The sequence below is a fragment of the Luteimonas mephitis DSM 12574 genome (assembly GCF_000422305.1).
In the GTDB taxonomy this organism is placed as follows: Bacteria; Pseudomonadota; Gammaproteobacteria; order Xanthomonadales; family Xanthomonadaceae; genus Luteimonas; species Luteimonas mephitis.
Map to the genome: position 1 here is coordinate 331,110 of NZ_AULN01000013.1, position 26,529 is coordinate 357,638.

Annotated in this window: 24 protein-coding genes; 9 read left to right on the forward strand and 15 right to left on the reverse strand. The window is 69.8% G+C overall.

What is annotated here, in order from left to right; all coding sequences use genetic code 11:
* The first annotated feature begins 10 nt into the window (after positions 1-10).
* Both fabG and H570_RS0104020 read left to right on the forward strand, forming a co-directional pair.
* A complete protein-coding gene (gene fabG, locus H570_RS0104015; protein WP_027079618.1) occupies positions 11-751 on the forward strand; it encodes a 3-oxoacyl-ACP reductase FabG in 741 nt (246 codons plus the stop codon).
* A gap of 166 nt (positions 752-917) precedes the next feature.
* Positions 918-1,406 (forward strand): hypothetical protein, encoded by a 489-nt coding sequence (locus H570_RS0104020; RefSeq protein WP_027079619.1) that lies wholly within the window; start codon positions 918-920, stop codon positions 1,404-1,406.
* Positions 1,407-1,415: 9 nt separating this feature from the next.
* On the opposite strand, the gene H570_RS0104025 is transcribed toward H570_RS0104020, so the two are convergent.
* The 8 genes from H570_RS0104025 to H570_RS0104060 all read right to left on the reverse strand — a co-directional run bounded on the left by H570_RS0104025 (position 1,416) and on the right by H570_RS0104060 (position 9,459).
* Positions 1,416-2,663, reverse strand: a complete 1,248-nt coding sequence (locus H570_RS0104025; protein WP_027079620.1) for a cation:proton antiporter — start codon at positions 2,661-2,663, stop codon at positions 1,416-1,418.
* Between the two features lie 39 nt (positions 2,664-2,702).
* Positions 2,703-4,322, reverse strand: a complete 1,620-nt coding sequence (locus H570_RS0104030) for an NAD(P)/FAD-dependent oxidoreductase (RefSeq protein ID WP_027079621.1) — start codon at positions 4,320-4,322, stop codon at positions 2,703-2,705.
* Positions 4,319-5,167: a glycosyltransferase family 2 protein gene (locus H570_RS0104035; protein ID WP_051176096.1), complete on the reverse strand. Its 849-nt coding sequence runs from the start codon at positions 5,165-5,167 to the stop codon at positions 4,319-4,321. Before H570_RS0104035 ends, H570_RS0104030 begins: the two co-directional genes overlap by 4 nt.
* Entirely contained in the window at positions 5,160-5,939 is a 780-nt protein-coding gene (locus tag H570_RS0104040; protein ID WP_027079623.1) for a beta-ketoacyl synthase chain length factor, read from the reverse strand. Before H570_RS0104040 ends, H570_RS0104035 begins: the two co-directional genes overlap by 8 nt.
* A gap of 3 nt (positions 5,940-5,942) precedes the next feature.
* Positions 5,943-7,187, reverse strand: coding sequence for a beta-ketoacyl-[acyl-carrier-protein] synthase family protein (locus H570_RS0104045; protein WP_051176097.1), 1,245 nt, complete (start codon positions 7,185-7,187; stop codon positions 5,943-5,945).
* A 282-nt stretch (positions 7,188-7,469) separates the two neighbouring features.
* A complete protein-coding gene (locus tag H570_RS0104050) occupies positions 7,470-8,120 on the reverse strand; it encodes a hypothetical protein (protein WP_156899823.1) in 651 nt (216 codons plus the stop codon).
* Between the two features lie 24 nt (positions 8,121-8,144).
* Positions 8,145-8,804: an orotate phosphoribosyltransferase gene (gene pyrE / locus H570_RS0104055; protein ID WP_027079626.1), complete on the reverse strand. Its 660-nt coding sequence runs from the start codon at positions 8,802-8,804 to the stop codon at positions 8,145-8,147.
* A 163-nt stretch (positions 8,805-8,967) separates the two neighbouring features.
* Entirely contained in the window at positions 8,968-9,459 is a 492-nt protein-coding gene (locus H570_RS0104060; protein WP_027079627.1) for a GNAT family N-acetyltransferase, read from the reverse strand.
* A 176-nt stretch (positions 9,460-9,635) separates the two neighbouring features.
* Between H570_RS0104060 and H570_RS0104065 the strand changes: the two genes are divergently transcribed.
* The 3 genes from H570_RS0104065 (at position 9,636) to H570_RS16315 (ending at position 12,152) form a co-directional block, all read left to right on the forward strand.
* Entirely contained in the window at positions 9,636-10,454 is an 819-nt protein-coding gene (locus H570_RS0104065; protein ID WP_027079628.1) for an exodeoxyribonuclease III, read from the forward strand.
* The gene (locus H570_RS0104070; RefSeq protein WP_027079629.1) at positions 10,451-11,764 is read left to right on the forward strand and encodes an AmpG family muropeptide MFS transporter; all 1,314 of its coding nucleotides are present in this window, start codon (positions 10,451-10,453) and stop codon (positions 11,762-11,764) included. The genes H570_RS0104065 and H570_RS0104070 overlap by 4 nt, the downstream gene beginning before the upstream one ends.
* 121 nt (positions 11,765-11,885) lie before the next feature.
* The gene (locus H570_RS16315; protein WP_051176098.1) at positions 11,886-12,152 is read left to right on the forward strand and encodes a hypothetical protein; all 267 of its coding nucleotides are present in this window, start codon (positions 11,886-11,888) and stop codon (positions 12,150-12,152) included.
* 117 nt (positions 12,153-12,269) lie between these two features.
* Here the strand turns inward: H570_RS16315 and H570_RS0104080 are convergent, their stop codons facing one another.
* Positions 12,270-13,391, reverse strand: coding sequence for an anhydro-N-acetylmuramic acid kinase (locus H570_RS0104080; protein ID WP_027079630.1), 1,122 nt, complete (start codon positions 13,389-13,391; stop codon positions 12,270-12,272).
* A gap of 237 nt (positions 13,392-13,628) precedes the next feature.
* On the reverse strand, positions 13,629-15,119 hold the full coding sequence (locus H570_RS0104085) for a M23 family metallopeptidase (protein ID WP_084499713.1): 1,491 nt from the start codon (positions 15,117-15,119) through the stop codon (positions 13,629-13,631).
* Positions 15,120-15,360: 241 nt separating this feature from the next.
* Between H570_RS0104085 and tyrS the strand changes: the two genes are divergently transcribed.
* Together tyrS and H570_RS0104095 are read left to right on the forward strand one after the other, a co-directional pair.
* Positions 15,361-16,566 carry a tyrosine--tRNA ligase gene (gene tyrS, locus H570_RS0104090; protein WP_036135058.1) on the forward strand — a complete coding sequence of 402 codons (1,206 nt, stop codon included), beginning with the start codon at positions 15,361-15,363 and terminating at the stop codon, positions 16,564-16,566.
* A gap of 228 nt (positions 16,567-16,794) precedes the next feature.
* Positions 16,795-17,271: an MgtC/SapB family protein gene (locus H570_RS0104095; RefSeq protein WP_036135061.1), complete on the forward strand. Its 477-nt coding sequence runs from the start codon at positions 16,795-16,797 to the stop codon at positions 17,269-17,271.
* 2 nt (positions 17,272-17,273) lie between these two features.
* Here the strand turns inward: H570_RS0104095 and H570_RS0104100 are convergent, their stop codons facing one another.
* The 5 genes from H570_RS0104100 to H570_RS0104120 form a co-directional block, all read right to left on the reverse strand.
* Entirely contained in the window at positions 17,274-17,750 is a 477-nt protein-coding gene (locus tag H570_RS0104100; RefSeq protein WP_211219073.1) for an MAPEG family protein, read from the reverse strand.
* Between the two features lie 54 nt (positions 17,751-17,804).
* Positions 17,805-19,556 carry a peptidoglycan-binding domain-containing protein gene (locus H570_RS18450; protein WP_084499715.1) on the reverse strand — a complete coding sequence of 584 codons (1,752 nt, stop codon included), beginning with the start codon at positions 19,554-19,556 and terminating at the stop codon, positions 17,805-17,807.
* Between the two features lie 51 nt (positions 19,557-19,607).
* Complete coding sequence (locus H570_RS18065) at positions 19,608-20,783, reverse strand: XAC2610-related protein (RefSeq protein ID WP_169447731.1); 1,176 nt, start codon at positions 20,781-20,783, stop codon at positions 19,608-19,610.
* Between the two features lie 130 nt (positions 20,784-20,913).
* Complete coding sequence (locus tag H570_RS16330) at positions 20,914-22,677, reverse strand: M28 family metallopeptidase (RefSeq protein ID WP_051176100.1); 1,764 nt, start codon at positions 22,675-22,677, stop codon at positions 20,914-20,916.
* Between the two features lie 93 nt (positions 22,678-22,770).
* Positions 22,771-23,472: a hypothetical protein gene (locus H570_RS0104120; protein WP_036135065.1), complete on the reverse strand. Its 702-nt coding sequence runs from the start codon at positions 23,470-23,472 to the stop codon at positions 22,771-22,773.
* Between the two features lie 120 nt (positions 23,473-23,592).
* Here H570_RS0104120 and gpmI point away from each other — a divergent pair, with 120 nt between their 5' ends.
* Both gpmI and H570_RS0104130 read left to right on the forward strand, forming a co-directional pair.
* Positions 23,593-25,143, forward strand: coding sequence for a 2,3-bisphosphoglycerate-independent phosphoglycerate mutase (gpmI, locus tag H570_RS0104125; RefSeq protein ID WP_027079636.1), 1,551 nt, complete (start codon positions 23,593-23,595; stop codon positions 25,141-25,143).
* The gene (locus H570_RS0104130) at positions 25,143-26,390 is read left to right on the forward strand and encodes a murein hydrolase activator EnvC family protein (RefSeq protein WP_084499719.1); all 1,248 of its coding nucleotides are present in this window, start codon (positions 25,143-25,145) and stop codon (positions 26,388-26,390) included. The genes gpmI and H570_RS0104130 overlap by 1 nt, the downstream gene beginning before the upstream one ends.
* The last annotated feature ends 139 nt before the right edge of the window (positions 26,391-26,529 follow it).

A 26,529-nucleotide genomic window follows, 5' to 3' on the forward strand; every position in this document is an offset into this window, starting at 1 on the left:
AATCGCGCGCATGGACAAACAACCGGACTCCCTGCGTCGCGCCCTGGTCACCGGCGGCAGCGGCGACCTCGGCGGCGCGATCTGCCGCCAGCTGGCCGCCGACGGCTTCCACGTCATCGTCCACGCCAACGGCAACCTCGCCCGCGCCGAAGCGGTGGTCGCGGGAATCATCGCCGCCGGCGGCAGTGCCGAGGCGGTCGCGTTCGATGTCGCCGATGGCGAAGCCGCGGGCGCGGCGATCGCGGGGCTGCTCGCAACCGGGCCGGTGCAGGTGGTGGTCAACAACGCCGGCATCCACGACGACGCGCCCATGGCGGGCATGTCCGAAGCGCAGTGGAAGCGGGTGATCGATGTCTCGCTGCACGGCTTCTTCCACGTCACCCAGCCGCTGCTGCTGCCGATGGCGCGCACGCGCTGGGGCCGCATCGTCAGCGTGTCGTCGGTCGCGGCGGTGCTCGGCAACCGAGGCCAGGCCAACTACGCCGCGGCCAAATCCGCGCTGCATGGCGCATCGAGGTCGCTGGCGCGCGAGATGGCGTCGCGCGGCATCACCGTCAACGTGGTCGCGCCGGGCGTGGTCGCCGGACGCATGGCCGAGGCGGCCTTCCCGCCCGAGGTGGTGAAGCAGGTGGTGCCGGCCGGGCGCGCGGGGACGCCCGACGAAATCGCCGCGGTGGTGCGCTTCCTGTGTTCGGATGCGGCGGGCTACGTCACCGGACAGGTCATCGGCGTGAACGGCGGGATGGCCTGAGCCGGAAGCCGCGACCGCCGGCCAGGTGGCAATCGTCGTTGCCGGGCCCGCGCGCGCCAAATCTGCGCGCCGCGGGTCGGCCCTGGACGCCTGGCTGCCTTCATGCGACGGACGGCTGCAATCGCGTAGCATCGGTCGCACCGAGAGGCCCCGAACGGAACCCGCCATGCGCAATGTCCTGACCCTGTTGCTGTGCCTCGCGCTGTCGGCCTGCGCCAGTTCCGCGCTGGTCACCGGCACGCCGCGCGCGCCGATCGACCCGTCACAGGTCCGGGTGTACTTCCAGGCGCCGCCGGGCGGTTTCGAGGAAATCGCCCTGCTGGAAAGCAACAGCGGCGCGTTCACCTACGGCGAGCAGAACAAGATGAATTCGGTGGTCGCCAAGCTGCGCAAGGAAGCGGCGAAGCTGGGCGCCAACGGCGTGCTGTTCCGTGGCACGGCCGACGGCTACGGCGGTGGCGGCATGAGCGTGGGTGCCGGCGGCGGCCGCGTCGGCGGCAGCAGTTTCAGCGGCGGCGGCGTCGGCATCAATATCAGCCCGCGGCAGAAGTACGCGCGCGGCATCGCAATCTACGTGCCCAACCCGGCCGCGGTGGACGAGACGCCGCCTCCGCCCGCGCCGGCATCGGCTCCCGAGCCGCAGCCGCAGCGCTGAGCCGCGACTTCAATCCGCTTCGGCGGTCGCGGCAGGCATCGGCGCTTTGCGTCCCGCGCACAGCGCCAGCATCGGCCCGACCATCACCGTGGTCAGGATCGCCATCACCAGCAGCATGGTGAACAGCTCCGGGCCGATCAGGCCCGCGTCGAGCCCGACCTTCATCACGATCAGTTCCATCAGCGCGCGCGCGTTCATCAGCGAACCCACCGCGAAACTGTCGCGCCAGCCGTAACCGGCCATGCGCGCGCCGGCCGCGCCGCCGATGACCTTGCCGGCCACCGCCGCGACCAGGATCAGCGCCATCGCGCCCAGGCCCGCGCCGACGAACGCATCGCCGGTGGTGCCCAGGCCGGCAAGGGCGAAGAAGATCGGCATCAGCACCACGATCGCCATGTACTCGACGCGTTCGATCAGCGACTTCAGCAAACGGTCGTCGCGCGGCAGGCAGGCGCCGAAGAGGAACGCCCCGAACACCGCGTGCAGGCCGAGCCATTCGGTCGTCGCGGCGCAGGCGAACGCGCCGATCAGGATCGTCGCCAGCACCATCAGCGACGGCTGGCCGTCGGGTGCATGGCGGCGCAGCAGCCAGCCGTACAGCGGTCTGAGCGCGCCGAACACCACCGCGCCCATCGCCACCAGGCCCAGCGTGGTCTTGAGGAAGCCCGCGTAACCGTCCCCGGAGCCGATCAGCGCGACCACCAGCGCCAGCATGATCCACGCCAGCACGTCTGCGATCGCAGCGCCGCCGAGCGAGAGCCGGCCCAGCGGCGTGTGGGTCATGCCGCGCTCCTTGAGGATGCGCGCGAGGATCGGGAACGCGGTGATCGACATTGCCGAAGCCATGAACAGTGCGAACGGCCAGAAGCCGACGCCCGCCGGCGCCAGCGGATGCAGCAGCGGCGACACCGCGATCCCCAGCGCCATCGGCACCAGCACGCTGGACACGCCGACCCAGCCGGCGGCCTTGAACTGCGCGCGCACGCCGTCGGGTGCGCGCAGTTCGGCGCCGACGATGAACATGAACAGCACCAGCCCGAGCATCGACAGCGACGACAGCCCCGAAAGCGATTCGGGCGCAAACACGACCGCGTGGAATTCCGGGAACCAGGCACCGAACACGATCGGCCCCAGCACCAGTCCCGCGGCCATTTCGCCGATCACCGGCGGCTGGCCCACGTAGCGCAGCAGCAGGCCGCAGCCGCGCGCGACCGCGAGGATGATGACCAGCTGCAGGAGCAGGGGGCTGTGGTGCACGGCGAATCTTTCCGTTGGTCCGCTGGAAAGCGGGTCAGGTCAGGCGGCGCTGGCGTACCACGGTGCGGACAGCGACGACGGCGCATCCGTGCCCGCGCACAGCGCGTCGAGCCCGTGGTCGCCGATGCCGGGATGTTCGGCGCGCGCGCGGGCGAGGATCTCGGTCGCCAGCCAGTCCATGCGCGCGACGTTGCCGGTGATGCGCGCGGCGAATGCGTCGTCGTCGAGCTGGTCGGCCAGCGCCCGGTTGAGTTCGTGGAACCAGTCGATGTGGTACTGGTCGAGCACCCGCGCGTCCAGCGGCAGCGGACGCCCCGCATTGCGCTCGCCCCATTCGCGCAGCAGCGCCTGCATCGCCGCGTTGAGCGCGCTTGCGCGCTCGAACTGCGCGCGCAGGCGGCCGAACATGGCGATGTCGACGATGCGGCCGGAGTAGAACATCGGCGCCAGCAGCGCCCAGTAGAACGTGTAGTCCCAGATGATCTTGACCGGCATCACCCGGGCGTCGCCGAACAGCGCGTACTGGTCCTGGAACAGGGTCATGGTGTTCTCGTAGAACGAGAAGTACAGCTGCTGGTAGATCTCCGCGTGCGAGGTCCAGCTGCGGCCGGCCCGTTCGCGCGCCACCAGGTCGCAGATGAAGGTGTTGGAGATGGCGATGAAGTCGCTGCCCGGCGAGTAGAACGGGTCGAGGAACAGGCCCGATTCGCCGGTCAGTGCCCAGCGGTTGCCGAACACCTGCCGGCAGCCGTGCGAGAAATGCCGCAGGAAGCGGAAATCGCACAGCGCGTGCCCCGGCTGTTCCAGCGACGCGGCCACGCGCGGCTGGTGCTCGCGCAGCCAGGCCATCGCCTTGTCGTGCGTGTTCATCATCTCCAGCGGATGCGCCCTGGCGTCGCACACGATGCCCAGCGAATGCGTGCCCGACGCCAGCGGGATCAGCCAGAACCAGTAGCCCGGCCCGCACATGTGGTTGGTCGAGCGCCAGCGGTCGGGCGGCGTGCAGCGGCCCAGCCACTGCGGGTCGTCGGACCAGTCGTTGGGATCGATCCGGCCCTCCACGCGCCACCACGCCGCGTTGGCATCGTGGTCGTTGTCCTGGGCCAGGCCGAGCTTGCGCTTGAGCAGGCCGGCGCGGCCGCTGGCATCGACCACCCAGCGCGAGGACAGCGTGGCCGCGGCGCTGCCTTGTTCGAACGTGACCTGGTGTGCGTCGTCGCCTTCGCCCAGCGCGATCCCGCGCACGGTGGCACCGTCGCGGAAGTCGATGCCCAGGCTGCGCGCGCGCTGGCCGAGGAAGTTCTCGAAGCGGCCGCGGTCGATCTGCCACGACGGCGTCGGCAGCAGCTTGCTCACCCCCAGCTCGGTGCAGCGCTCGATGTCCATCCGGCCTTCGGAGAAGAAGAACCGGAAGCCGAACTTGCGCACGTGCGCGCGGTCGAGGTGGTCGCGCAGGCCGAGCACGTGGGCGAAGTAGTGCGCGCCGATCTCCACCGTCGACTCGCCGACCTTGAACGCCGCCTCGCGCACCGGATGCGCGTTGCGCTCGAGCACGGCCACGCGCAGGCCGGGATCCTGCCGCCGCAGCTGGATTGCCAGCGTCAGCCCGGCGAGGCCGCCGCCGAGGATGGTGATGTCGATATCGGTGTGCGTGCTCATCCTGCGCGTTCCACTCCTGTGCTGGCCGGCAATGCGGCGAATTGCCCGTCGGGGTCGTCGATCACCGGCGGCCGCGCGCGGCAGCGGCGGTACTCGGCGACCACGTCGCCATGCGCCCACACCTGCCGGACCACGTGCGAGGTGATGTTCCACAGGTCGCGGAACAGGCGGAAATGGCTCTTGCGGAACTGCACCGGGCCGTCGGCGCTGGCGTAGCGGGTCTCGATCGGCACCGCGACCACGCGCGCGCCCGCCCGGCGCGCGGCGGAGATCAGCATCTGTGCCTCGAACACGAACCCTTCGCCCGGCACCTGGTCAAGCGCGTACACCGCGCGCGGGTACAGGCGCTGGCCGCTCTGGCTGTCGACCACGCGGAAGCCGCAGCCCCAGGCGATGCCCCAGTCGCCGAAGTCGTTGCCGATGCGCCGGTACACCGGCTGCGCGGCGCGCTTGCGCAGGCGCGCGCCGACGATCACGCAGCCGGGGTGGCGGTTGGCCGCATCGACCAGCCGCGGGATGTCCGCGCCGGCGTGCTGGCCGTCGCCGTCCATCGTCGCCACCGCCTGCGCGCCGATGCGCCGCGCCTGCGCGAACCCGCTGCGCAGCGCCGCGCCCTTGCCCAGGCGCCGCGGGTGGCGCAGGACGGTCGCGCCAAGGCCGGCGATGCAGTCGGCGGTGCCGTCGTCGGAGCCGTCATCGACGACGATGACGTGATCGCAGTGCGCGAGTGCGTCGCGCACGACGTCGTGGATCCGTAGTGCCTCGTTGAGCGCCGGGATGACCACGGCGACGTTGCCGCGATGCAGGCGCACGGCCGCCCTCGCGGCGGTCAGGGGCTCAGCCATGCGCGATTTCCACGCGCAGCATCCGGCCCGGGCCGGCGTCGAGCACGACGACGTCGCCGTCGCCGGCCAGCGCTTCGAACAACGGCAGCATCGGCGCCATCGCGTTGCCGGCGGCGTGGCGCGACAGCGCGCCGGTCGCCGGCGGCGGCGTGCCATCGACCAGGGTCGCGCGCAGGCGCAGGTTGCCAGGCGCGCGCGACAGCACCAGCGCCCCGCCCAGCAGGCCGCGGCTGTGCGATGTCGATTCCAGCGGTCCCACGGCGGCGCCGTCGTAACCCACCAGCAGGGCCGTTTCCGCGCCGTCGGCCAGCTGCGCCAGCGCTTCCACCAGGCCCTCTGCAAAGGTCGCGCCGAAGGCGCTGAGCGCGGTGCTGGCGTGCATGCAGCCGCTGCCGATGGTCCAGTAGCCGGCGGCGGCGTTGTGCACCGAGTTGTGGAACTTCGTTGGCGATACCGTCAGCGGATCGCTGGCGAGGGTGGCGCACATGTAATCGGTGATCGCCAGGTCGCCGTGGGTGGAGGCGAACACCGACGGCAGCGAGGCGGGATCGCGCCCGGCGGCGGTGCAGGCGGCCAGCGCGACCTCGAGCGCCACCGCGACCGTTTCCGGCGCGCGCCGGCGCTCGTTCGGCGCCAGCAGCCGTGGCGACGGCTTGCGCGGTGCGTCGGCCACCAGCGCGCCGCCGGCGACGAAATCGCGCGCCGCCTGCCAGGAAGGCAGGCCATCGGTCCAGAAGCCGATGCCTTCGATCGTGACCGTGCGACCCGGCATCCGTCAGGCCGTCCCGAACACGAGCGAGCAGTTGTTGCCGCCGAAGCCGAAGGAATTGTTCATCGCATAGCGCAGGCTGCCCGATCGTGCGTTGTCGAAATGTATCTGCGCCCCGCAGGCCGGGTCGCGCGCGTCGCTGTTGAGGGTGCCCGGCAGCAGGCCCTCCTCCAGCGCGATCAGCGCGAACACCGATTCGACGATCCCGGCCGCCCCCAGCGTGTGCCCGGTCCATCCCTTGGTCGAACCGGCGTGCAGCGTGTCCGGGAACAGCGCGGCCACCGCGCGCGCCTCGACCGCATCGTTGGCGGGGGTCGCGGTACCGTGGAGGTTCAGGTAGCCAACGTCGCCGGCCTCGATGCCGGCGCGCGCCAGCGCCGCCTGCATCGCCAGCCGCGCGCCGAGGCCCTCGGGATGCGGCGTGGACATGTGGTGGGCGTCGCTGGATTCGCCGTAGCCGCACAGGCGCAGCCCGGGCTGGCCGGGTTCGGCGCGCTCGATGATGGCGTAACCGCCGGCTTCGCCAAGCGACAGTCCGTCGCGCGCGGCGTCGAACGGCCGGCACGGCGCCGCCGAAACCAGCCCGAGCGAGTTGAAGCCGAACAGCACGCTGCCGCACAGCGTGTCGACGCCGCCCACCAGCGCCGCGTCGACGATGCCGGCATTGATCAGCCGCGCCGCCTGTGCGAACACCTTGGCGCTCGATGAACAGGCCGTGGCGACGGTGATGCAGGGGCCGCGCAGGCCGGTCAGCTGCTGGACGAAGTGGCCCAGCGAATGCGGCGTATGCACGATCGGCTCGTCGAGGCCGGGCGGGAACCGCCGGTCGCCATCGACGAGGCGCGCGTAGGCCTCCTCGGTGGCGCCGATGCTGGATGTCGATGTACCGAGCACCAGCGCCACGCGTTTGGCGCCGCGGTGCGCGCGCAGCGCGTCGACCCGCTCGGCCATCGCATCGTGCTGCAGCGCCAGCCATGCCAGCCGGTTGTTGCGGCAGTCCCAGCGCGCGAGCGTCGCCGGCAGCACCACGTCTTCGAGCCCGTCCACGCGGCCGATCCAGGTGTCGAGCCGCTGGTCGCCGGCCACGCCATCGCCGAAATCATTGCGGCGCAGGCCGCCGCGGCGTCCACGCAGGGCGCTGGCCTGGGCATCGCGCCCGCGGCCGAGCGCGGTGGTGGCGGTATGGGCCGTGATCGCCAACACCGGCGGAGTTGGCGACGGTTGCACTTGCGGCACGCGCGGGACGTCCATTCGGGAAAGCCCGGAAGTATAGCGAGCGGCCCGCGCGCGATTCGTGGAGGTTTGTCCGGGTGGGCAAGTGCGGTTCAAGGCGGCCGGGACGGCACTGCGGATTTTCACGGATGAACACGGACGACGCGGAGAGATCGAATGCCTCGACGCGCCCGGAGTCGAGCGGAATGCCCAGGCACCCGCCATCAGGCTTCCAGGCGCCATTCGCGTTCATTCGTGCAAACGATGGCAAGACGCCCTGTGCAGCGCGCACCGGCGGAACCGTGGTCCCGGTGGTCTGGATCAGCCCTGCGTCGCGGCGGTTTCCGGCGATTTCAGCGCGCGGTAACGGGCCAGCGCCTGCTCCAGGTCGCTGCCCAGCGACTGCCGGTCCTGCAACTGCTGCTCGAGGATGGCCTGCTGGCGCAGCAGGTCGCCGTGCTGGCGCAGGATGTTGCCGGTCAGGGCCTTGTTCACCGGTTTGGACTGCAGCTCCAGGTCGGCGGCCTGGCGCAGCAGGCTCAGCAGGCTCTGGCGCAGGTTGGCCAGGCCCAGGCGCGAGGTCTTGAGTGATTCCTCGACCAGGGTGATGCGCTCGCCGTAGGCGCGGCGCAGGTCGTCCTCGGTGGCGTAGGACTCCACCATCGCAAGATCCCTGCGCTTGGTGGCGGCCTCGGCTTCGGCATCGAGCGCGGCCTGCCTGTGGGCATCGGCCGCGGCGGCGCGCTCGTCGTCGGTGAGCGCGCGCTCGACCGAACGCACCGTGATGCCGGTGCGGGCGCTGATCTCGGTGCGCGCGGCGTCGGCGGCGTCGGGCGGCAGCGCGTCGCCGCAGACCTTGTGGCCACCCTCGTCCCAGCAATAGATCTTCTTGGCCGGCGCCTTGTCCTGCGCGGCCGCCGTGGCGGCAACCAGCATCAAGGCGCACGCCAGTCCAGTGATCGTTGTCTTCATCGTTCCGTCCCCCCGGCCGGTCGATCAGCCCGTGCGACTGCCGTGGCGCGCGCGGTAGGCGAGCAGGCGGTCGCGTTCGGCCGCCAGTGTCGCGCTTTCGCCGGCAAACGCCAACAGGTCCGACAGCGTGGCGATGGCGACCACCGGGATGCCCTGCGCCTGCGCGACGGCCTGCGCCGCCGAGCGGTCGTCGTCTTCGGCCACGCGCTCCTGGCGGTCGAGCGCGATCGCGATCGCCGCAGGCGTCCCGCCGCCTTCGGCGATGATCGCCAGCGCCTCGCGGATCGCGGTGCCGGCGGTGATCACGTCGTCGACCACCAGCACCCGGCGCCCGGCCAGCGGCGCACCGACCAGGCGGCCGCCCTCGCCGTGGTCCTTGGCCTCCTTGCGGTTGAATGCCAACGGCAGGTCGCGGCCGCGGCGCGCGTACTCGCAGGCCAGCGCCGTGGCCAGCGGGATGCCCTTGTAGGCGGGGCCGAACAGCAGGTCGAAGTCGACGCCCGCGGCGTCGATCGCGTCCGCGTAGCAGCCGGCCAGCGCGGCCAGCGCGGCGCCGGAGTCGAAATGCCCGGCGTTGAAGAAGTACGGGCTGCTGCGCCCGGACTTGAGCGTGAACTGCCCGAAGCGCAGCGCGTCGGCGTCGAGGGCGAGCTGGAGGAAGCGCTGGCGGTGGTCGGCGGGCATTCGGGCGGGCGTAGCGGGCGTGGCGACCGCACCATGATGCCAGCCGCCGCGCTGCTCTTGTAGGAGCGGCTTCAGCCGCGAGCGTTCGAAGCGTTGCTGGCGATTCGCGGAAGAGTTCGCGGCTGAAGCCCGTCCTGCGGTGGAACCGGGCGGCGCGCCCGCCTCACAGCCGCCGCACCATCAGGTGCTGCGGTCCGGCGCTGCCGCCCAGGCACAGCTCGCCGGTGTCGACGAAGCCGGCCTTGCGATAGGCGTTGATGGCCGCGACGTTGCGGCAGTCCACGTTCAGCGCCAGCAGGTGGCGGTCGGGATGGCGCGCCTGCAGGTCTTCGCAACAGGCCTGCACCGCGCGCGTGCCGAGGCCGCGACCCTGCCAGCCGGCGTCGAGGAAGAATGCGCGCAGGCCGATGCCCGCCTCGCCGATCGAGCGGCGCGCGACGATGGTGGGCGCGAAGTCCAGGCGGTAGAAGCCGACCGGCGTGGCGCCGACCACGATCGCCATCGCTTCGCTGTTCGGATCGCGCATGGCGTCGTCGAGGTTGAAGCCGGTGTCGCCGACGAAAGTTTGCTGTCCGGGCGCCACGCGCAGCGCGCGCAGCGCTTCGACGAGTTCCGGCTTGACCGGAGTGACGCGAAGGTCGGGCTTGGCGAACATGCCGGCATGGTAGCGGGTACAGGGCGACGGCCACCGGCCTGCGTGGATGGCTTGGGTTAACCTTGCGCGGCGACCGAATGCCGGACGTCGTTCCCGCCGAAGCAGGAAGACCAGCGGCGTTGCCCCTGCATTTTTCCAATCCCCAATCCCCAATCCCCAATCCCGGCTCTCCCCCCATGCGCATCATCAGTTTCAACGCCAACGGCCTGCGTTCCGCGGCCAGCAAGGGTTTCTTCGACTGGTTCGCCGCGCAGGATGCCGACGTGCTGTGCGTGCAGGAAACCAAGGCCCAGGAGCACCAGCTCGCCGGGGCGGACGGCCTGCATGCGGATTTCCTGCCCAGCGGCTACAACGCCTGGTTCCGCGACGCCAGCACCAAGAAGGGCTACAGCGGCGTGGCGATCTACGCCAAACGCGAACCCGACGAGGTGCGCACCGCGCTGGGGCGCGAGTCGTTCGACGAGGAAGGCCGCTACATCGAGGCGCGCTTCGGCAACCTCAGCGTGGTGTCGTTCTACATCCCGTCCGGCTCGTCGGGTGAATTGCGCCAGGGCTTCAAGTTCGAGGCGATGGAGTGGCTGAAGCCCATCCTCGACCAGTGGCTGGCCAGCGGCCGCGACTACGTGCTGTGCGGTGACTGGAACATCGTGCGCAGTGCGCTGGACATCCGCAACTGGAAGTCGAACCAGAAGAACTCCGGCTGCCTGCCGCCCGAGCGCGCCTGGCTCAACGCCATGATCGGCGAGGACGGCGGCAGCGACGGCACGCCGGGCCGCGCGGACGGCTGGGTCGACGCCTACCGCGCGCTGCATCCGGAAGGCCAGGACTACACCTGGTGGAGCAATCGCGGCGCCGCGCGCGTCAACAACGTCGGCTGGCGCATCGACTACCAGCTGGCCACGCCGTCGCTGCGTGACCGTTTGCGGGCCTGCTCGATCCTGCGCGAGCCGCGCTTCTCCGACCACGCGCCGTTCACGGTGGATTACGCCGGATGAGTGCCACCAGCAAAGGCGCGGTGTCGTACAAGGGCTGGTCCGGAATTCGTCGCGCATTCACCACGCCGTCGGCGTTCACGCTGCTGGTGCTCGGGTTTGGCTCCGGCTTGCCGTTCCTGCTGCTGGCGTCGATGACGCTGTCCACGCGGCTGCGCGACGTGGGCCTGGACTTGGGCAGCATCGGCCTGATCAGCCTGGCCAGCTTCTTCTACCTGCTCAAGTTCCTGTGGGCGCCGCTGATCGACCGCTACGCGTTCCCGCTGACCGCGTTCCTCGGCCGCCGCCGCTCCTGGCTGCTGGTGTCGCAGCTGCTGGTGGGCGCGAGCCTGGCGGCGCTGGCGATGACGCGGCCGGACCTGGGCGTCGGCGCGCTGGTGGCGTGGGTGCTGCTGGGTTCGTTCGCCGGCGCGACCCAGGACTCGGTGGTCGACGCCTATCGCATCGAGGTGGCCCCCGCTTCGGCGCAGGCGGCGCTGGCCGCGACCTACACCCTTGGCTACCGCTTCGGCCTGATCGTCGGCGGCGCCGGCGCGCTGTACATCGCCGAGTTCCAGGGCTGGCGGCCGTCGTACCTGTGGATGGCGGCGCTGATGCTGATCCCGGTGGCCGCCACCCTGCTGTGCAAGGAGCCGGAAGCGCGCGCGGCCACGGTCGAGCGCCGGATCGATTTCCTCGGCGCGTTCTGGCAGCCGTTCGCCAGCTACTTCCGCAACAACGGCGTCGTGCTGGGCCTGGCGCTGCTGGTGTTCGTGGGCCTGTTCAAGTTCCCCGACCAGGTGATCGGGGTGATGGCCGGGCCGTTCTACCTGGACTCCGGCTTCAGCAAGGCCGACATCGCCACCGTGTCCAAGCTGTTCGGCATCTGGATGGGCATTGGCGGCGCATTCCTCGGCGGCATCGCGGTCGCCGCCTTCGGGGTGCGGCGGATGCTGCTGGTGGCGGCGCTTGGCGTCGCCCTGTCGAACCTTGCCTACCTGCTGATGGCGCACAACCCGGGCGAGCTGTGGGCGTTCTACGCGGCGATCAGCGCCGACAACCTGTTCCTCGGTTTTGCCGGGGTGGTGCTGATCGCATTCATGTCGGCGCTCACCGATCGCAACTTCACCGCGACCCAGTTCGCGCTGCTGGTGTCGCTGGCCAACCTGCCGGGCAAGTTTGCCGGCGGCGTGTCCGGATATTTCGTGGAGGCGACCTCCTACGCCACCTTCTTCACCCTGAGCGCGTTCACCGTCGTGCCGACCCTGCTGCTGCTGGCGTGGCTGTGGCGCCGGCTCCGGGTCGACGATGCAGGGGGCGGCGACGCGGCCTGAGTGCCGCGTTCGCCCGGCCCGTCGGGCACGCCTTCGGGCGCTTGCCTGCAACGCCCTTGCGCGGTATCAAGGAGCCGCGCCGCCGGACGGCGCACCTGCGCAGGAAGCCATGGGACCACGCATGACCGAAATCGTCCTCCACGACGTCGACCAGGTGCTCGTCGATCGCATCAGGCGGGTCGCCGACGCGCGCGGCTGGACCATGCCGCGAACCTTGCTGCACCTGCTCGAACAGGGCCTGCATGTGTATGAGGGCGACGGCCGGGTGCATTTCGACAATTCCGAGAACGAGGTGCTGCAAGCCGCGCTCGCCGCGCTCGAGGGCATCCCCGACGACGCCGGTTTCGCGATGATCGGCAAGCTGCCCGGCGACGGATCCGGCGCGTAGCTCGCGGCTTGCGCCGTTGACGCCTGAGATCAGTCGCGCGATATCGATCCGTGCCCAGCGCCCCGTGGGCGCGATCCGGTTTCGTCGGGAATGCCTGATCGCGCCCATGGGGCGCTCCTACGGCGGGTAGATTCCGCCCAGCACACGCGGCCCCCGCGCTCCGCTCACCGAGGGCAGGTTGCCCGGCAGGCCGCGCAGCGCCTGCCGGGCCAACCAGGCGAATCCCATCGCCTCCACCGCATCGGGATCCAGGCCGTGCGCCGCGCTCGACTCCACCTCGCAACCGGGCAATGCGCCGGCCAGCGCGGCCATCAGCGCGCGGTTGTGCACGCCGCCGCCGCAGGCGACCAGGCGCGTGGTGTTCGGCTGGATGGCGCGCAGCGCGTCGGCGATGGTGCACACGGTCAGCGCCAGCAGCGTGGCTTGCACGTCCTGCGGCGTTTCGTCGCCGCGCAGCCGCGACTCGACCCAGCCCAGGTGGAACTGGTCGCGACCGGTGGACTTGGGCGGCGGCAGCGCGAACCACGGCTCCGCGCACAGGCGCGCGAGCAGCGCGTCATCGACCCGCCCCTGCGCGGCGAACGCGCCGTCGCGGTCGAAGGCCTCGCCGCGGTGGCGCAGGCACCAGGCATCCATCAGTCCGTTGGCCGGGCCGGTGTCGAAGCCGCGCACGTCGCCGGTGCGCGGTAGCAGGGTGAGGTTGGCGATGCCGCCGAGGTTGAGCACCGCGCGGTCCTCGCCGTCGTCGCGCAGCAGGGCGGCATGCAATGCGGGCAGCAGCGGCGCGCCGTGGCCGCCGGCAGCGACATCGCGGCGACGGAAATCGGCGACCGTACGGATGCCGGTGCGTTCGGCGATCGTGCTCGGGTCGCCCAGCTGCAGGGTGTACGGAGACTCGCCGTCGGGGCGGTGGCGCAGGGTCTGGCCGTGCGAGCCGATCGCGGCAACATCGGCGGCCGCGATGCCGCTGTCGGCCAGCGCCTGCAGCGCCGCATCGGCGAAGGCGCGGCCGATGCGCACGTCGAGTTCGGCGATCGCGTCGAGCGAAACCTGCGCCGACTGCTGGCCGAGCGCAACGAGCTGCGCGCGCAGCGCAGGCTGCCAGGGATAGGTGCGGCCGAAGACCAGGCGCGCCTTTGATGCGGGCGTGCCGGCGGGATCGTCGAAGTCCACCAGCGCGGCATCGATGCCGTCGGCGCTGGTGCCGGAGATCAGGCCAAGATAGAGGGAGGCAGGCATGGCTGCATTGTAGGAGCGCCCCATGGGCGCGATGGGTGTTCCCGGGTCGAATGGGCGGATCCGCTGCCCTGCGTGACGCGACAGCACGGCTCCGGTTTGCCCGATCGGCCAGCCCGAACTCGCGCAGCGCGTTCAGCCGAGGCGCGAAGCGATGCCTTGCAAGCGCCTTGCATCCACCCGTGGTCGTGCGCTCACGAGTGCGGCCAACGCCGATGACGTGTCGGCCAGGCGCGCCGCTTACCCTTTCTTGGAACCGGGCTTCGCCGCGCTCGCCACGCGCTTGTCCTTCGACGGCTCGCCCACGTCGGCGTAGATGATGTCTTCGACCTTGCGGATGCGCGCCAGCGCCGGGCCGGTCTGGGTGCGGAACTCGGCCAGCTGCGCGCCGCGCAGCGGCTCGGGCGGCGGCATCGTCACCGCCATCGGGTTGCGGTGCACGCCATTGATGCGGAATTCGTAGTGCAGGTGCGGGCCGGTGGCCAGGCCGGTGCTGCCGACGCGTCCGATCACCGTGCCCTGCGAAACGCTCTGGCCTGGCTTGATCTTGCCGAACGCCGACAGGTGCCCGTACAGCGTGGTGTAGCCGCGGCCGTGGTCGAGGATCACCGCGCGGCCGTAGCCGCCCTTCCAGCCGACGAAGGTCACGCGCGCGTTGCCTGCCGCCATGACCGGGGTGCCGGTGGGCGCGGCGAAGTCCACGCCCTGGTGCGCGCGGGTGCGGCCAAGGATCGGGTGCTTGCGCGCGCTGGTGAATTTCGAGCTGATGCGGGTGTACTGCACCGGCATGCGGATGAAGGCCTTCTTCAGCGGCCGGCCATCGGCGCTGAAGTACTCGTCCTTGCCGCCGCGTTCGAAGCGAAAGCCGCTGTGCATGTCGCCGTGGGCGGTGAACGTCGCGGCCAGGATCGGGCCGCTCTTGATCATCTCGCCCTCGCGCCAGGTCTGTTCGACTACGACGGAGAAGCGGTCGCTTGCGGCGACGTCGGAGTTGAAGTCGATGTCGTACTTGAAGATCTCGTCGGTGAGCGTGCGGATGTTGTTGCCCGACAGCCCCAGCTTGCGCGCCGAGTGGAACAGCGAGCGCCCGACCTTGCCGCTGATCACCGCGGTGCGGACCTCGACCGGGCGCTCGATCACCTTCTCGGTGACCTTGTCGCCGTCGACGTGCAGCTCGATCCTGTGGGTGTCGTCGCGGTCGTAGCGGAATGCGCGCAGCGCCGTCGGCTTGCCGGCTGCCACCGGCTGCAGCTCGAACGCCAGCTCGGTGCCGGGCCGGAGCCGGCGCAGGGTGTCCTTGGCGCCGGGCTGGGACAGGACGCGCTGCAGGTCGGATTGCGACAGCGCCATGCGTTCGAACACATGGCTGAGGGTTTCGCCCTTGGCGACGCTGACCAGCTGCCAGTTGGGGCCGGCGGCGACCGGCTGCTGCTTCGCGGCGCGCGGCAGCGGCGGCAGCAGCAGCGACAGGGTGGTGCTGGGCGTGAGGGAGGCGGACTGCTCCGCGCTCGACGACATCGCGTTGGAGAAGCCCGGGACCAGCGCCATGACCAGCGTGCCGAGCATCGCGAACAGGCTGGCGTGGGCCCAGTGGCGGCGGGTCCAGCGGCCGTTGAAGCCGGCCGGCAGTGCGGCGGCGAATTCCGTCCCGTTCAGGGCCGCGGCGCGGAGGTTCCGGATCCGGATCAGGCGCCCGCGACCGGGGTCCTGGGGGGAGGTGGGTTCGGTCATCAAAGGGCAATCCTGGCCCACGTGAAGGGCCCGTCAGGGCGTTACCATAGTCACGCGAAAAGTGTGCGTCAAACGTTTGAGCGGGCAGGGAATTCCCGAAAACGCCCCTTAACTGCGTGTTAACTTTGCTTTACAAACGCCATCACGGCGATTGTCACTTCCTGCCCGCCACCGTCACCCCGAGCCGCCCGTGCCCCACGCCACCGACCTGCCCCCCGCCCTCGCCGCACAGACGCCTGCGATGGAGATCATTGCCCGCGGCGCCGACGAGATCCTCAAGCGCGAGGAGCTCGAGGCGCGTCTCGGCGCGTCCATGAAGGCGGGGGGGCGCCCGCTGCGGATCAAGGCCGGTTTCGACCCGACCGCGCCCGACCTGCACATCGGCCACACCGTGCTGCTCAACAAGATGCGGCAGTTCCAGGACCTCGGCCACCAGGTGATCTTCCTGATCGGCGACTTCACCGGAATGATCGGCGACCCGACCGGCAAGAACGTGACGCGCAAGCCGCTCACGCGCGAGGACGTGCTGGCGAACGCGAAGACCTACGCCGACCAGGTGTTCAAGGTGCTCGATCGCGAACGCACCGAAGTGCGCTTCAACAGCGAGTGGTTCGGCAAGATGACCGCCGCCGACATGATCAGGCTGGCCGCGCAGCACACCGTCGCGCGGATGCTCGAGCGCGACGATTTCGCCAAGCGCCATGCGGCGCAGCAGCCGATCGCGATCCACGAGTTCCTGTATCCGCTGGTGCAGGGCTACGACTCGGTGGCGCTCGAGGCCGACGTCGAACTCGGCGGCACCGACCAGAAGTTCAACCTGCTGATGGGCCGCGGCCTGCAGGAAAGCCATGGCCAGCCGCCGCAGGTCGTGCTGACGATGCCGCTGCTCGAGGGCCTGGACGGCGTCAACAAGATGTCCAAGTCGCTGGGCAACTACATCGGCATCGACGAGCCGGCGATCGACATCGTCAACAAGACGATGAAGATCGGCGACGCGCTGATGTGGCGCTGGATCGAGCTGCTGAGCTTCGAAATCGGCATCGACGAGGCGAAGCGGCTGCAGGCCGACGTCGCCACCGGCGCGCTCAATCCGCGCGATGTGAAGCTGCGGCTGGCACGCGAACTGGCCACGCGCTTCCACGATGCCACGGCCGCCGAAACCGCGATCGCCGGCTGGCATGTCGCGGTGACCGGGCAGGGCGACGCCGCGCTGCTTCCGCTGCAGGACGTGGCGATCCCGGCCGAAGGCATCCGCATCGCCGCGCTGCTCACCGCCGCCGGAATCACGCCCAGCAACTCCGAGGCCAACCGCAAGCTGAAAGAGCGCGCGGTGAAGGTCGACGGCCACGTGGTCGAGGACGCCGGCAGCACCTTCGCGCCCGGCTTCGAGGGCGTGCTGCAGGTGGGCAAGCGCAACTTCGCGCGGGTGCGGCTGGTCGCGGCGTAGGTTTGGCGGGAGCGGCCGTGGCCGCGATGTCCTTGCGCGAATCGCGGCCATGGCCGTTTTCGCCGGGATGACCGTAAGCGGCAAGGGGCGGGCGTCATCCGGGGAGCGGCGAGGAACCGCCTGTCCGGACGCACGAGGCGTACCGTCTGCCGCACTCGGGCTGAAGGACGGATGTCTCCGTGGCCCCGGTCCACGCGCCGACGACACCTGTTGCCACAGACTGCGGCGATGATCGGGATCTTCGACGACGCGCCGGCGCAGCTGGCCACCCTCGCGACCACCGCCTACGCCATGCTGCTGGGCGGGGTGATCGGGTTCGAACGCGAACTCAAGGACCGGCCTGCCGGCTTTCGCACCCACATGCTGGTGGCAGGCGCCGCCGCGCTACTGGTGGGGCTGGGCGACCTGCTGGCCGTGCGCTACGCCGACGAGTCCTACCGCGCGATGGTGCGGGTCGATCCGCTGCGCCTGGTCGAGGCGGTGGTCGCCGCCGTCGGCTTCCTTGGCGCCGGCGCGATCTTCCGCCGCAGCGGCGGCAACGCCATCGCCGGTTTGACCACGGCCGCTTCGCTGCTGATGGTGGCGGCGATCGGCATCGCGGTGGGCCTGCATGCGCACCTGCTCGCGTTCGGCGCAACCGCGCTCACGCTGCTGGTGCTGCTGGTGCTGGCGCGGATCGAACGCCGCGCGCGCCGCGACGGCTGAACTCAGGCGGCCATTCGCAGTGCCGCCGATCCCATCAGCCAAAGCACGCAGGCAAATCCGCCCACCCAGCTCAGGCTGCGCAGCATGTGCACGTTGGTGATGTAGAAGACGCCGTGCAACACCCGGAACGCGACGAAGGCGAGCGCGAGCGTCCTCACCAGCCCCGGTTCGACGCCGGCCGCCTGTGCCATGAGCACGCCGGCGGCGAACGGCGCGAACGCCTCGAAGGCGTTGAGGTGTGCGGCATTGGCACGGTGCAGCCGCGCATCGTCCTGCTTTGCCAGCCAGCGGCGCGGGTCGCTGTTGTCGTAGCGCGGGCCGCGCTTGGCGAAGACGACCCAGAGGTAGGGGAGCAGCGCGGCGGCCAGGATGCACCAGTAGGCGACGGACATGGCGGAACCTTCGTTTCGGGGAAGATGCCCGAAGCTTGGCCCGGCTTCGCCGCGCGGTAAAGCGCCTTGCGCCAGGATTTCTTGCAAGAGCGGCTTCAGCAGCGAGCTTCTGCTTCTTTCGCGACACGTGGGAAAGTGCGGTCAAGCGCGCCTGGCGCCCGCACTGCGCGCCTGGATTTCCTGTTCCTGCAGGTTTTGCTCCGGCGCCTGCTCGATCGACCGGTTCTTGTCCAGCGCCATGAGCTTGCGAAACGACGCATCGACCTCGGTGGCCGACGCCAGGTTGGTCGGCATGTGCGCGCGCCGGTGGGCGGGATCGCCGAGCGCGCCCTGCACCACGAACACGTTCCGGCCCGCCTGCACCTCGCCGCTGCGGATGCTGAGCAGCACTTGGTCCACGCGATCGAGTCCGCTGCGGGCGGCCAGTTCGACCAGGCTGGCCTTCATGCAGGCGCTGCGTTCATCCGGTGTCCGGCCCAGTTGCCGGTCGATTGCGTCCACGCCGGAGGCGCAGTCCTGGTAGAGCGCGTGGCGGGGGTGGGCGGGGTGAGACGGATCCATGCCGCGCGCATCGCCAGTCCCCGGCGCGACGCGATGTCTCGCCGCCGGCCCGGCACCGTGGGCGGCATCGTCGCGTTGCCGACCCGAGTCGTCAGTCCGCTGCCGCATTGCCGGCGCCGCTTGCGCGCGCGGGGCCTGTTCAAGCTGGTACTCGCTGCGCGTATAGGGTGGCGGCATCGGCGGCCAGCTTTCGGCGCGGTCGAACTCGGTGGTGGGGGCGAAGCCGCGTGCGGTGGCAAGTTCGTTCAGTCGCTGCCGAGTAGCTGAATCCATTACACCAGTTTCTTCAATGCGTGACTCACGCTGGAACTGGCGGACGGCGTTTTCGAGTTGTTGATCGTAGACACGATCAGTATTCCAGCTTCTCTGTGCATGCGGGATATAGCCAAGTTTCTCCAGTTGCAGACGCGTTTCGAAGATCGGTTCACCTTTCTCGCCGGGATCAAGCGAATTGTCGCCCAGTGCGCCGTACAGGTCCGTCATGGTTCGGCGCTTGAAATCCGGATCTGCCTGCAGGGTGTCGGCCCTGAGTTGGGCGAACAGGCTTGCTTCGACCCGTCCCGTGGGCGACTCGATACCCCGGCTGCGCTCGTAACGTTGCACCGCCTGTTCCGTTCCCGGGCCGAAATCGCCGTCCACAGTGATGGGCCTGTTCCTGCCGTCCTGCATGCCAAGCGCAGCGAGGTACTGCTGCATCTCGAACACGTCCTGGCTGGCATCGCCCCTGGCGAGCAGCATGGCGGGCGCCGGTCCGGCCTGCGCGGGTAGGGGGTCGATGCCGTCGCGCTGGATCCTCCGGACCAGGGCCGGAACTTCGGTTTCCCAGTGCCGTGCCAAGGCGGCGATCGGAGCCACCGTCCTGGTGTCGCGAGGATTGATGATTGAACGGGCGCCCTCGTAGTCGGCTTGTCGCGCGTTGATGTGGCGCTCCAACGACTGCCCGGGTACGAAACTGCCGTCGCGCATCCCGATGACGAGGATCCGCGTGGCGATCTCCGGCTCCGCGGCACGCTGCGGCGTGACGACCAGGGTACTGTCAAGCCCCAGCCTGGCGTCCATGTCGCGATAGTTCTCATAGTGCGTGATGTGTGCGTAGCCGCGCCCGTAATACGCCTCGCCTCCGTGGTAGGCCAGACGCACGGCCTGCTTCCTGCCCCAATCTTCTTCCGGCGACTGGAAGTTCTTCGACTCGTGCTGCGCGGTCGCCAGCACATAGGCGATCTGGCGGGTGTCGGTGATGTTGTTGTCCAGGCAGGCCTGGACGATCAGGTCAATGGAGTGTTCCCGGGTAATGCCGAACCCGGTCGTGTGCTTGCCGTAACCATCGCTCATGGAAATTCCCTTTCGTTGAACCGGCGCGTCCTCCGCCGGGTGACCATGCTGCTAGTCGCAAGTGCTGTAGTCGTTGTGCGAAATCTCGACCGGAATCGTTCCGCGGATCGCGACGACCTTCTCACCGCGCAGGCACGGCCCGCTGCGGTACCACAGGTCCAACTGGTTGAGGCGGATCCTGGACAGGGTGAAGCCCCGGGTGGCCTCGGTCAGGGCGGGTATTTCCACGAATGCCTTCCGGGCCGGATCGAACAGGAAATAGGTGTACGAAGGATCGCCGTAGCTGCCGTAGGGATCGGTCCACAGCATCAGGTCCTCGTCGCCGTCGCTGTTGAGGTCGTAGATGATGAAGGTGGGCAGCATGCTGCCGAAGCCCCCGGACATGTCGCCGCGGTAGGCGGTGACGTCGAAACCGCGGATCTGATCGGCCGCATCAAGGAAGAAGAGCTGCGGCGGCGCCAGCACCTGTTCGCCCCAGGGCGCAGTGATTGCGAGCGTCTTGACTTGGCAATAGAGCTTTGTCTGTCCCTTGCAGTTTTCGACCTGGGTGCGGATGCTGATGTCGCCAACCTGCAGCTCCAGCTTTCCATCCGAATCCGGCAGTCCGAAATCGCCGAATGTCGGGATCTCCCGCTCTCCTGTGTCGTCGGACTTGCGCGGGTTCAGCCAATCATGGATGCGCTTGGCGACGAAGCGAGGGTCTTTCAGTTGCCGCCACCGGATGATCGTCGCGGCGGTCAGGCATTGCTTGGTGTCCAGACGCTGGGCGGGTGTAGGGTCTGCAGGCATCTTGCAGCCGTCGTCGCCATAGATCTGGCGAATCCAGCGAAGCTCGATCTCACGCAGGGCGTTCTGGTCCCGGCCCGACAGCGTGGCGAGCTTCTCGCGGTAGATGCGATTGAGTTCACCATCCTGGTAGGCGAACTCCTCGTCGATGCATTCCTCCTGCTCCCCCAGGCTTCCGGCTGCGGAATCCATGCATGCCTGGTACGACGGCCGGAGCGACTCGTGGTTGTATCGCAGCAGTTCTTCGCCGGTGGGCGGGACCGCTTTGCGTACGGGATCCTGTGCCGTCGATGCCGTTGACGCGACGACGAGCAGCAGCGCGACGAACGCGGGCGCGACCCGGAACCGTGTCGCCGCTTGCCACCGATAGTGTGTCGCGTGCGATGCGCGCCCGGATTCCGAATCAATCGGTGTGCTACGAAGCGTGCTGTCCATTGCCATGCATCCGTCCGTTCCTGACGAAGGCTGATCGTAGCAGGCCGCAATGCGACACCGAGTCCGACGATGTGATGCGCGGCACGGAAACGGCGCCAAAATGGCGCCGTTTCCGCAGGAATCCATCGCGCCGGTTTCAGTCCCCGGCCGCTTGCGTTTCCTGTTTCCCGCCGACGTGCGATTGGTCATTATTGCCCGCCATCATCTTGTCGCGCGCGGCGCGGAACGCGTTGCCTTCGTACCAGTTCGGCCACTGGTCGCCGTCGACCAGCACGCGGCCGACGCCGTAGAGGGCCTGCAGGTCCTCGACCACGCCGTCGAGCTTCCAGCTGTCGGAGTACTCGTCGCCGGGCTTGTGGTAGCGGTTGGCGTTGTAATCCTTCGCCGCCGCCTCGCCCGCGGCGCGGCCGCCTTCGACCAGGTCCTCGCCGCTCTCGGTGTACAGCGCCGGCACGCCGGCCTTGGCGAAGTTGAAATGGTCGGATCGGAAGTAGAAGCCGCTTTCCGGCGTGCTCTCCTCTTCCAGCGTGCGGCCCTGCCGGTCGGTCTGCGCCTTGAGCAGGTCTTCCAGCTCCGAGTTGCCCTTGCCCACCACCACCAGGTCGCGCGACTTGCCGTACACGCCCATCGCGTCGATGTTGATCACGCCGACGGTCTTGTCCAGCGGGAACGCCGGGTGCGCGACGTAGTACTGCGAGCCGAGCAGGCCGGATTCCTCCAGCGTGACCGCGACGAACACCAGCGAGCGCTTCGGCGCCGGGGTGGTCCGCGCGAACTTCTGCGCGACCTCGATGATCCCGGCCACGCCGGTCGCGTTGTCGACCGCGCCGTTGTAGATGTTGTCGCCTTCCTCGCCGTCATGCTTGCCCAGGTGGTCCCAGTGCGCCATGTAGACCACCGCCTCGTCGGGCCGCTCGGTGCCGGGCAGCACGCCGATCACGTTGCGCGACGACTTTTCGGAGATCGTGCTCTTGAGGTCGAACGACACCGTCGCCTTCATCGGCACCGCCTTGAAGCCGCGCTTGTTGGCGGCCTTGTACATCTCGTCGAGGTCGAGGCCGGCGTCGGCGAACAGCGCCTTGGCCGCTTCACCGGTGATCCAGCCCTGCGCCGGCAGGCGCGGCGCCGGGTCGTCGGCCGCGCGCAGGTCGTACTGCGCACCGGACCACGAGCCGCGCACCACGTCCCAGCCGTAGGATGCGCCGGCGGTGTCGTGGATGATCAGCGCCGCCTTCGCGCCCTTGCGCGCGGCTTCCTCGAACTTGTAGACCCAGCGCCCGTAGTAGGTCATGCGCTTGCCTTCGAACAGGCTGGCGTCATTGGCGTGGAAGCCCGGGTCGTTGACCAGGATCACCACCGTCTTGCCCTTGACGTCGACGCCGGCGTAATCGTTCCAGCCCTGCTCCGGCGCGTCCACGCCGTAGCCGACGAACACCAGCGGGCTGTCCTGCACCTTGACTTCCTTCTCGCCGGAGCGGGTGCCGATCACCATGTCGTCGCCGAACTCCAGCGTCTCGGCCTTGCCGCCGACGTCGAACTTGAGCGCGGTCGATTCGTCGGCGGTGGTCTCGGTCATCGGCACGTCCTGGAACCAGGCGCCGTGGTTCCCGGGCTGCAGGCCGATGCGCTCGAACTGCGCCTTGATGTACTCGACCGACTTTTCGCCGCCCGGCGTGCCGGGGCCGCGCCCCTCGAACTCGTCCGAGGCCAGGGTCTTGACCAGTTCGGCGAAGTCGCCGGCGTTGATGTCGTCGCTGAAGGTGTGCGCCGCGGCCTGCGCGTCGGCCGCCGGCGCGGTGGCCGGTGCGGGCGTCGAGGCGTCGGTCGCGGCCGGCTCGCGGTTGCATGCGACCAGCGCGGTGCCGGCGAGCAGGCAGAACAGGAGGTGTCGGGCTTGCATCCGTGTGATCCTGTGGAGGGGAAACCGCGGATTCTAGGCGCAAGCGGCCGATGCTGCCGGATCCGCCCAGCGCGCGCCTGCGCGGCCGTGGGCTCAGTCGCGCGGCGCGCTCGGGGTGTCGAACGCGACCGGCGTGGCGCCGGAGACCTTGCCGATGCGCGCGCTGCTGTGCACGTACAGGGTGACCTCGCGTTCGAATACCAGGTCGCCGTCGACCACCGCGTTGGGACCGATCACGATCCGCGGCTTGCGGTTGCCGCCGAACTTGATCGGCATCCAGTTGCTGGTCGGCTTGGTGACCTTGATCCCGCCGTGGACGTGCGAATCGATGCCGACGGTGATGTCGCCGTTGACCGTCGCGATGCCGCCGCCCAGTTCGGTGGCGACGATGCCGATCGCGCCGTTGACGGTTTCGATGCCCTTGCCGACGTTGCCGCCGCGGTCGACGAAGATGCCGCCGTTGACGGTCTGGATGCCGCCGCTGATGCGCGCCTGCTTGCCGACGCGGATGCTGCCGTTGACCGTTCCGAGATCCTCCGCCTCGATGTTGTCGCCGGCCTTCACGCTGCCGTTCACGGTCTGCGCGTCCTTGGCGTGCGAGCCGTCCTCCAGGCGGATGCTGCCGTTGACGGTTTCGAGATCGCCGTAGACCTGGCCGGATTCGGCGGTGATGCTGCCGTTCACCTTGTCGATGTCGACGCCCTGCGCGACCGCGTCCCCTGACGCGAGCGCGGTGCCGGTGGCCAGCAACAGCGACAGGGCGAGGGCGAGGGGAAGGCGGGTTGTGGCGGGCATGGCGGACTCCGGTGCGCGACAGGGCGGGATGGGACGACTTGCGGGCATTCTGCCGACAGGGCTTAGCCTGCGCGTGCTTCGCTACAATCGCATCTGTCCTTAGTCACTGGCCCTCCCGACGTGCCCGAAGCCTCCAGCGCCCCCCGTCCCAAGCCGGTCGTCCTGCTGATCCTCGATGGCTGGGGACACCGCGACGATCCTGCCGACAACGCGCTGGCGCAGGCGCAACTGCCCAACTGGCGTCGCCTGTGGAGCGGCAGCCCGCACACGCTGGTCCATACCGAGGGCCGCCACGTCGGCCTGCCGGACGGGCAGATGGGCAACTCCGAAGTCGGCCACATGAACCTCGGCGCCGGCCGCATCGTCTACCAGGACCTGACCCGCATCGACGCGGCGATCGAGGACGGCAGCTTCTTCGACAACGCCGGACTGCGTGGCGCCTGCGACGCGGTGAAGGCCGATGGCGGCACCCTGCACGTGATGGGCCTGCTCTCGCCCGGCGGCGTGCACAGCCATGAATCGCAGGTCTTCGCGATGCTGGAGCTGGCACGGCGCGCCGGCGTGCCCAAGGTCGCGGTGCACGCCTTCCTCGACGGTCGCGACACCCCGCCGCGCTCGGCCGCCGCGAGCCTGGCCGCGCTGCAGGCATGCTGCGACAAGCTTGGCAACGCGCGCATCGCGACCGTCAGCGGCCGCTACTACGCAATGGACCGCGACAAGCGCTGGGAGCGCGTGCGGCTGGCCTGGGACGCGATCGTCGAGGCGAAGTCGGAACATCGCGCGGCCAGCGCGGCCGCGGCGCTCGAAGCGGCGTATGCGCGCGGCGAGAACGACGAGTTCGTGCTGCCCACCGTGATCGACGGCGCCGCGCCGATCGCCGATGGCGACGCGGTGGTGTTCATGAACTTCCGCGCCGACCGCGCGCGCGAGCTGAGCGCGGCGTTCGTGTCACCCGGCTTCGATGGCTTCGACGCGCGCCGGCCGGAGCTTGCGCGCTATGTCTGCCTGACCGAGTACGACGCAAAGCTGCCGGCGACGGTGGCCTTCCCGCCCGATGACCTGCGCGACACCCTGGGCGAACTGGCGGCGCACAGCGGCCTGAAGCAGCTGCGCATCGCCGAGACCGAAAAATACGCGCACGTCACCTTCTTCTTCAGCGGCGGTCGCGAGGACCTGTTCGACGGCGAGGAGCGCATCCTGGTGCCCAGCCCCAAGGTTGCCACCTACGACCTGCAGCCGGAGATGAGCTGCCCGGAGCTGACCGCGAAGCTGGTCGAGGCGATCGGTTCGGGGCGCTTCGACCTGATCGTGTGCAACATCGCCAATCCCGACATGGTCGGCCACAGCGGCGACCTGCAGGCCGCGATCCAGGCCGCGCAGGCGGTCGACCTCGCGCTGGGCGCGATCGAGGCCGCGGTGCGCGACGCACGCGGCGCGCTGGTGGTCACCGCCGACCATGGCAACCTGGAAATGATGCGCGACCCGGTCACCGGCCAGCCGCATACCGCGCACACGGTAGGTCCGGTGCCGTTGGTGTACGTCGGCGAACGCGGCGACGTGGCGTTGCGCGCAGGTGGCTCGCTGCGCGACGTCGCCCCGACCGTGCTCGACCTGCTTGGCCTGCCGAAGCCGGATGCGATGACCGGCCGCAGCCTGTTCGCGCCCGGCTGATGCGCGTCGCGCGCCGCCCCGGGTGGCTGACGGCGGCCGTGCTCGCCAGCGTGCTGGCGGGGGTGGTCGTGCCGGCGCAGGCGCAGAGCAGCCGCGAAACGCAGCGCAAGCTCGAGAAGGTCAACAAGGAGCTCAAGGCGGTTGCCGCCGAACGCCGCCAGATCGAAGGCAAGCGCGGCGATGCCAGTCGCCAGCTGCGCCAGGTCGACGAGAAGGTCGGGGCCTCGACCCGCAGCCTGCGCGAGACCGAGGCCGAACTCGCGCGGCAGCAGGCGGCGCTGGCGGAACTGCGCGGCAAGCGCGATGTCCTGCAGGTGTCGCTGGCCGCGCAGCGCAGCGAACTGGGCCAGCTGCTGCGGGCCGCCTACGCCATCGGCGACGACGCCCCGCTCAAGCTGATGCTGTCGCAGGACCAGGTCGCCGAGGCCGGCCGCGCGCTGGCCTACCACCGCTACCTGCAGCGCGATCGCACCGAACGCATCGGCGCGCTGACCGTCGAGCTGGCCGAGCTGGAGCGCGTCGAACACGAGATCACCCGGCGCCAGGCCGCGCTGGATGCGGCCAAGGCCACGCAGCGGGCGCAGTTGGCCGAACTCGAACGCGACCGCCGCGAACGCAGCGCCACCGTCGCCCAGCTCGACAAGCGCTACCAGGACCGGCGCGACCGCGAAAAGGCCCTGGGTCGCGATGCCAAGTCGCTGCAAACCCTGCTGGAGCGGCTGCGCGTCGCCGCGGCCAAGGCTGCCGCGCAGCGCCGCGCCGCCGAGGCGGCAGCGGCTGCACGCGCGAAGGAAGACGGCGGAGCGAAGCCGGGGCACAAGGCGCCGCCACCGCCGATCGAAGTAGCCACGACCGCACCGATCAAGGTCGGCGGACTCGGCTGGCCGGTGTCCGGCACCCTGGTGGCCGGCTATGGCGCGGCCATGCCCGACGGCCACAAGAGTTCGGGCGTGCTGATCGGCGCGCCCGCCGGCACCACCGTCAAGGCGGTCGCCGACGGCACCGTGGTGTTTTCCGAATGGATGACCGGCTATGGCCTGATCCTGATCATCGACCACGGCAACGGCTACATGAGCCTGTATGCCTACAACGATGCGCTGCTCAAGGACGCCGGTGCGCAGGTCAGGCGCGGCGACCCGGTCGCGAGCGTCGGCAACTCCGGCGGCCAGGGCCGGCCCGCGCTGTACTTCGAGCTGCGCCGCAACGGCGACCCGGTCAACCCGAACAGCTGGCTGCAGAAACGCTAGGCAAGGCCGGCGCAGTACAGGATCGTCGTTCCGGTTGCAGCGGGAATCCCGGGCTGTTCAGGCCTTCCTTAACGGAACGTCCGCCGCACCCCGCATAATCGCAGAACCCGCGCCCGGCCTGGTGGTCCAACGCGCGTCC

Excerpts from the sequence above, each read along its gene's own strand:
- fabG (WP_027079618.1), top strand. The coding sequence starts at position 11 with ATGGACAAACAACCGGACTCCCTGCGTCGCGCCCTGGTCACCGGCGGC.
- H570_RS0104020 (WP_027079619.1), top strand. The coding sequence starts at position 918 with ATGCGCAATGTCCTGACCCTGTTGCTGTGCCTCGCGCTGTCGGCCTGC.
- H570_RS0104030 (WP_027079621.1), bottom strand. The coding sequence starts at position 4,322 with ATGAGCACGCACACCGATATCGACATCACCATCCTCGGCGGCGGCCTC.
- H570_RS0104035 (WP_051176096.1), bottom strand. The coding sequence starts at position 5,167 with ATGGCTGAGCCCCTGACCGCCGCGAGGGCGGCCGTGCGCCTGCATCGC.
- H570_RS0104040 (WP_027079623.1), bottom strand. The coding sequence starts at position 5,939 with ATGCCGGGTCGCACGGTCACGATCGAAGGCATCGGCTTCTGGACCGAT.
- H570_RS0104045 (WP_051176097.1), bottom strand. The coding sequence starts at position 7,187 with ATGGACGTCCCGCGCGTGCCGCAAGTGCAACCGTCGCCAACTCCGCCG.
- H570_RS0104050 (WP_156899823.1), bottom strand. The coding sequence starts at position 8,120 with ATGAAGACAACGATCACTGGACTGGCGTGCGCCTTGATGCTGGTTGCC.
- pyrE (WP_027079626.1), bottom strand. The coding sequence starts at position 8,804 with ATGCCCGCCGACCACCGCCAGCGCTTCCTCCAGCTCGCCCTCGACGCC.
- H570_RS0104060 (WP_027079627.1), bottom strand. The coding sequence starts at position 9,459 with ATGTTCGCCAAGCCCGACCTTCGCGTCACTCCGGTCAAGCCGGAACTC.
- H570_RS0104065 (WP_027079628.1), top strand. The coding sequence starts at position 9,636 with ATGCGCATCATCAGTTTCAACGCCAACGGCCTGCGTTCCGCGGCCAGC.
- H570_RS0104070 (WP_027079629.1), top strand. The coding sequence starts at position 10,451 with ATGAGTGCCACCAGCAAAGGCGCGGTGTCGTACAAGGGCTGGTCCGGA.
- H570_RS16315 (WP_051176098.1), top strand. The coding sequence starts at position 11,886 with ATGACCGAAATCGTCCTCCACGACGTCGACCAGGTGCTCGTCGATCGC.
- H570_RS0104080 (WP_027079630.1), bottom strand. The coding sequence starts at position 13,391 with ATGCCTGCCTCCCTCTATCTTGGCCTGATCTCCGGCACCAGCGCCGAC.
- H570_RS0104085 (WP_084499713.1), bottom strand. The coding sequence starts at position 15,119 with ATGACCGAACCCACCTCCCCCCAGGACCCCGGTCGCGGGCGCCTGATC.
- tyrS (WP_036135058.1), top strand. The coding sequence starts at position 15,361 with ATGGAGATCATTGCCCGCGGCGCCGACGAGATCCTCAAGCGCGAGGAG.
- H570_RS0104095 (WP_036135061.1), top strand. The coding sequence starts at position 16,795 with ATGATCGGGATCTTCGACGACGCGCCGGCGCAGCTGGCCACCCTCGCG.
- H570_RS18450 (WP_084499715.1), bottom strand. The coding sequence starts at position 19,556 with ATGAGCGATGGTTACGGCAAGCACACGACCGGGTTCGGCATTACCCGG.
- H570_RS18065 (WP_169447731.1), bottom strand. The coding sequence starts at position 20,783 with ATGGCAATGGACAGCACGCTTCGTAGCACACCGATTGATTCGGAATCC.
- H570_RS16330 (WP_051176100.1), bottom strand. The coding sequence starts at position 22,677 with ATGCAAGCCCGACACCTCCTGTTCTGCCTGCTCGCCGGCACCGCGCTG.
- H570_RS0104120 (WP_036135065.1), bottom strand. The coding sequence starts at position 23,472 with ATGCCCGCCACAACCCGCCTTCCCCTCGCCCTCGCCCTGTCGCTGTTG.
- H570_RS0104130 (WP_084499719.1), top strand. The coding sequence starts at position 25,143 with ATGCGCGTCGCGCGCCGCCCCGGGTGGCTGACGGCGGCCGTGCTCGCC.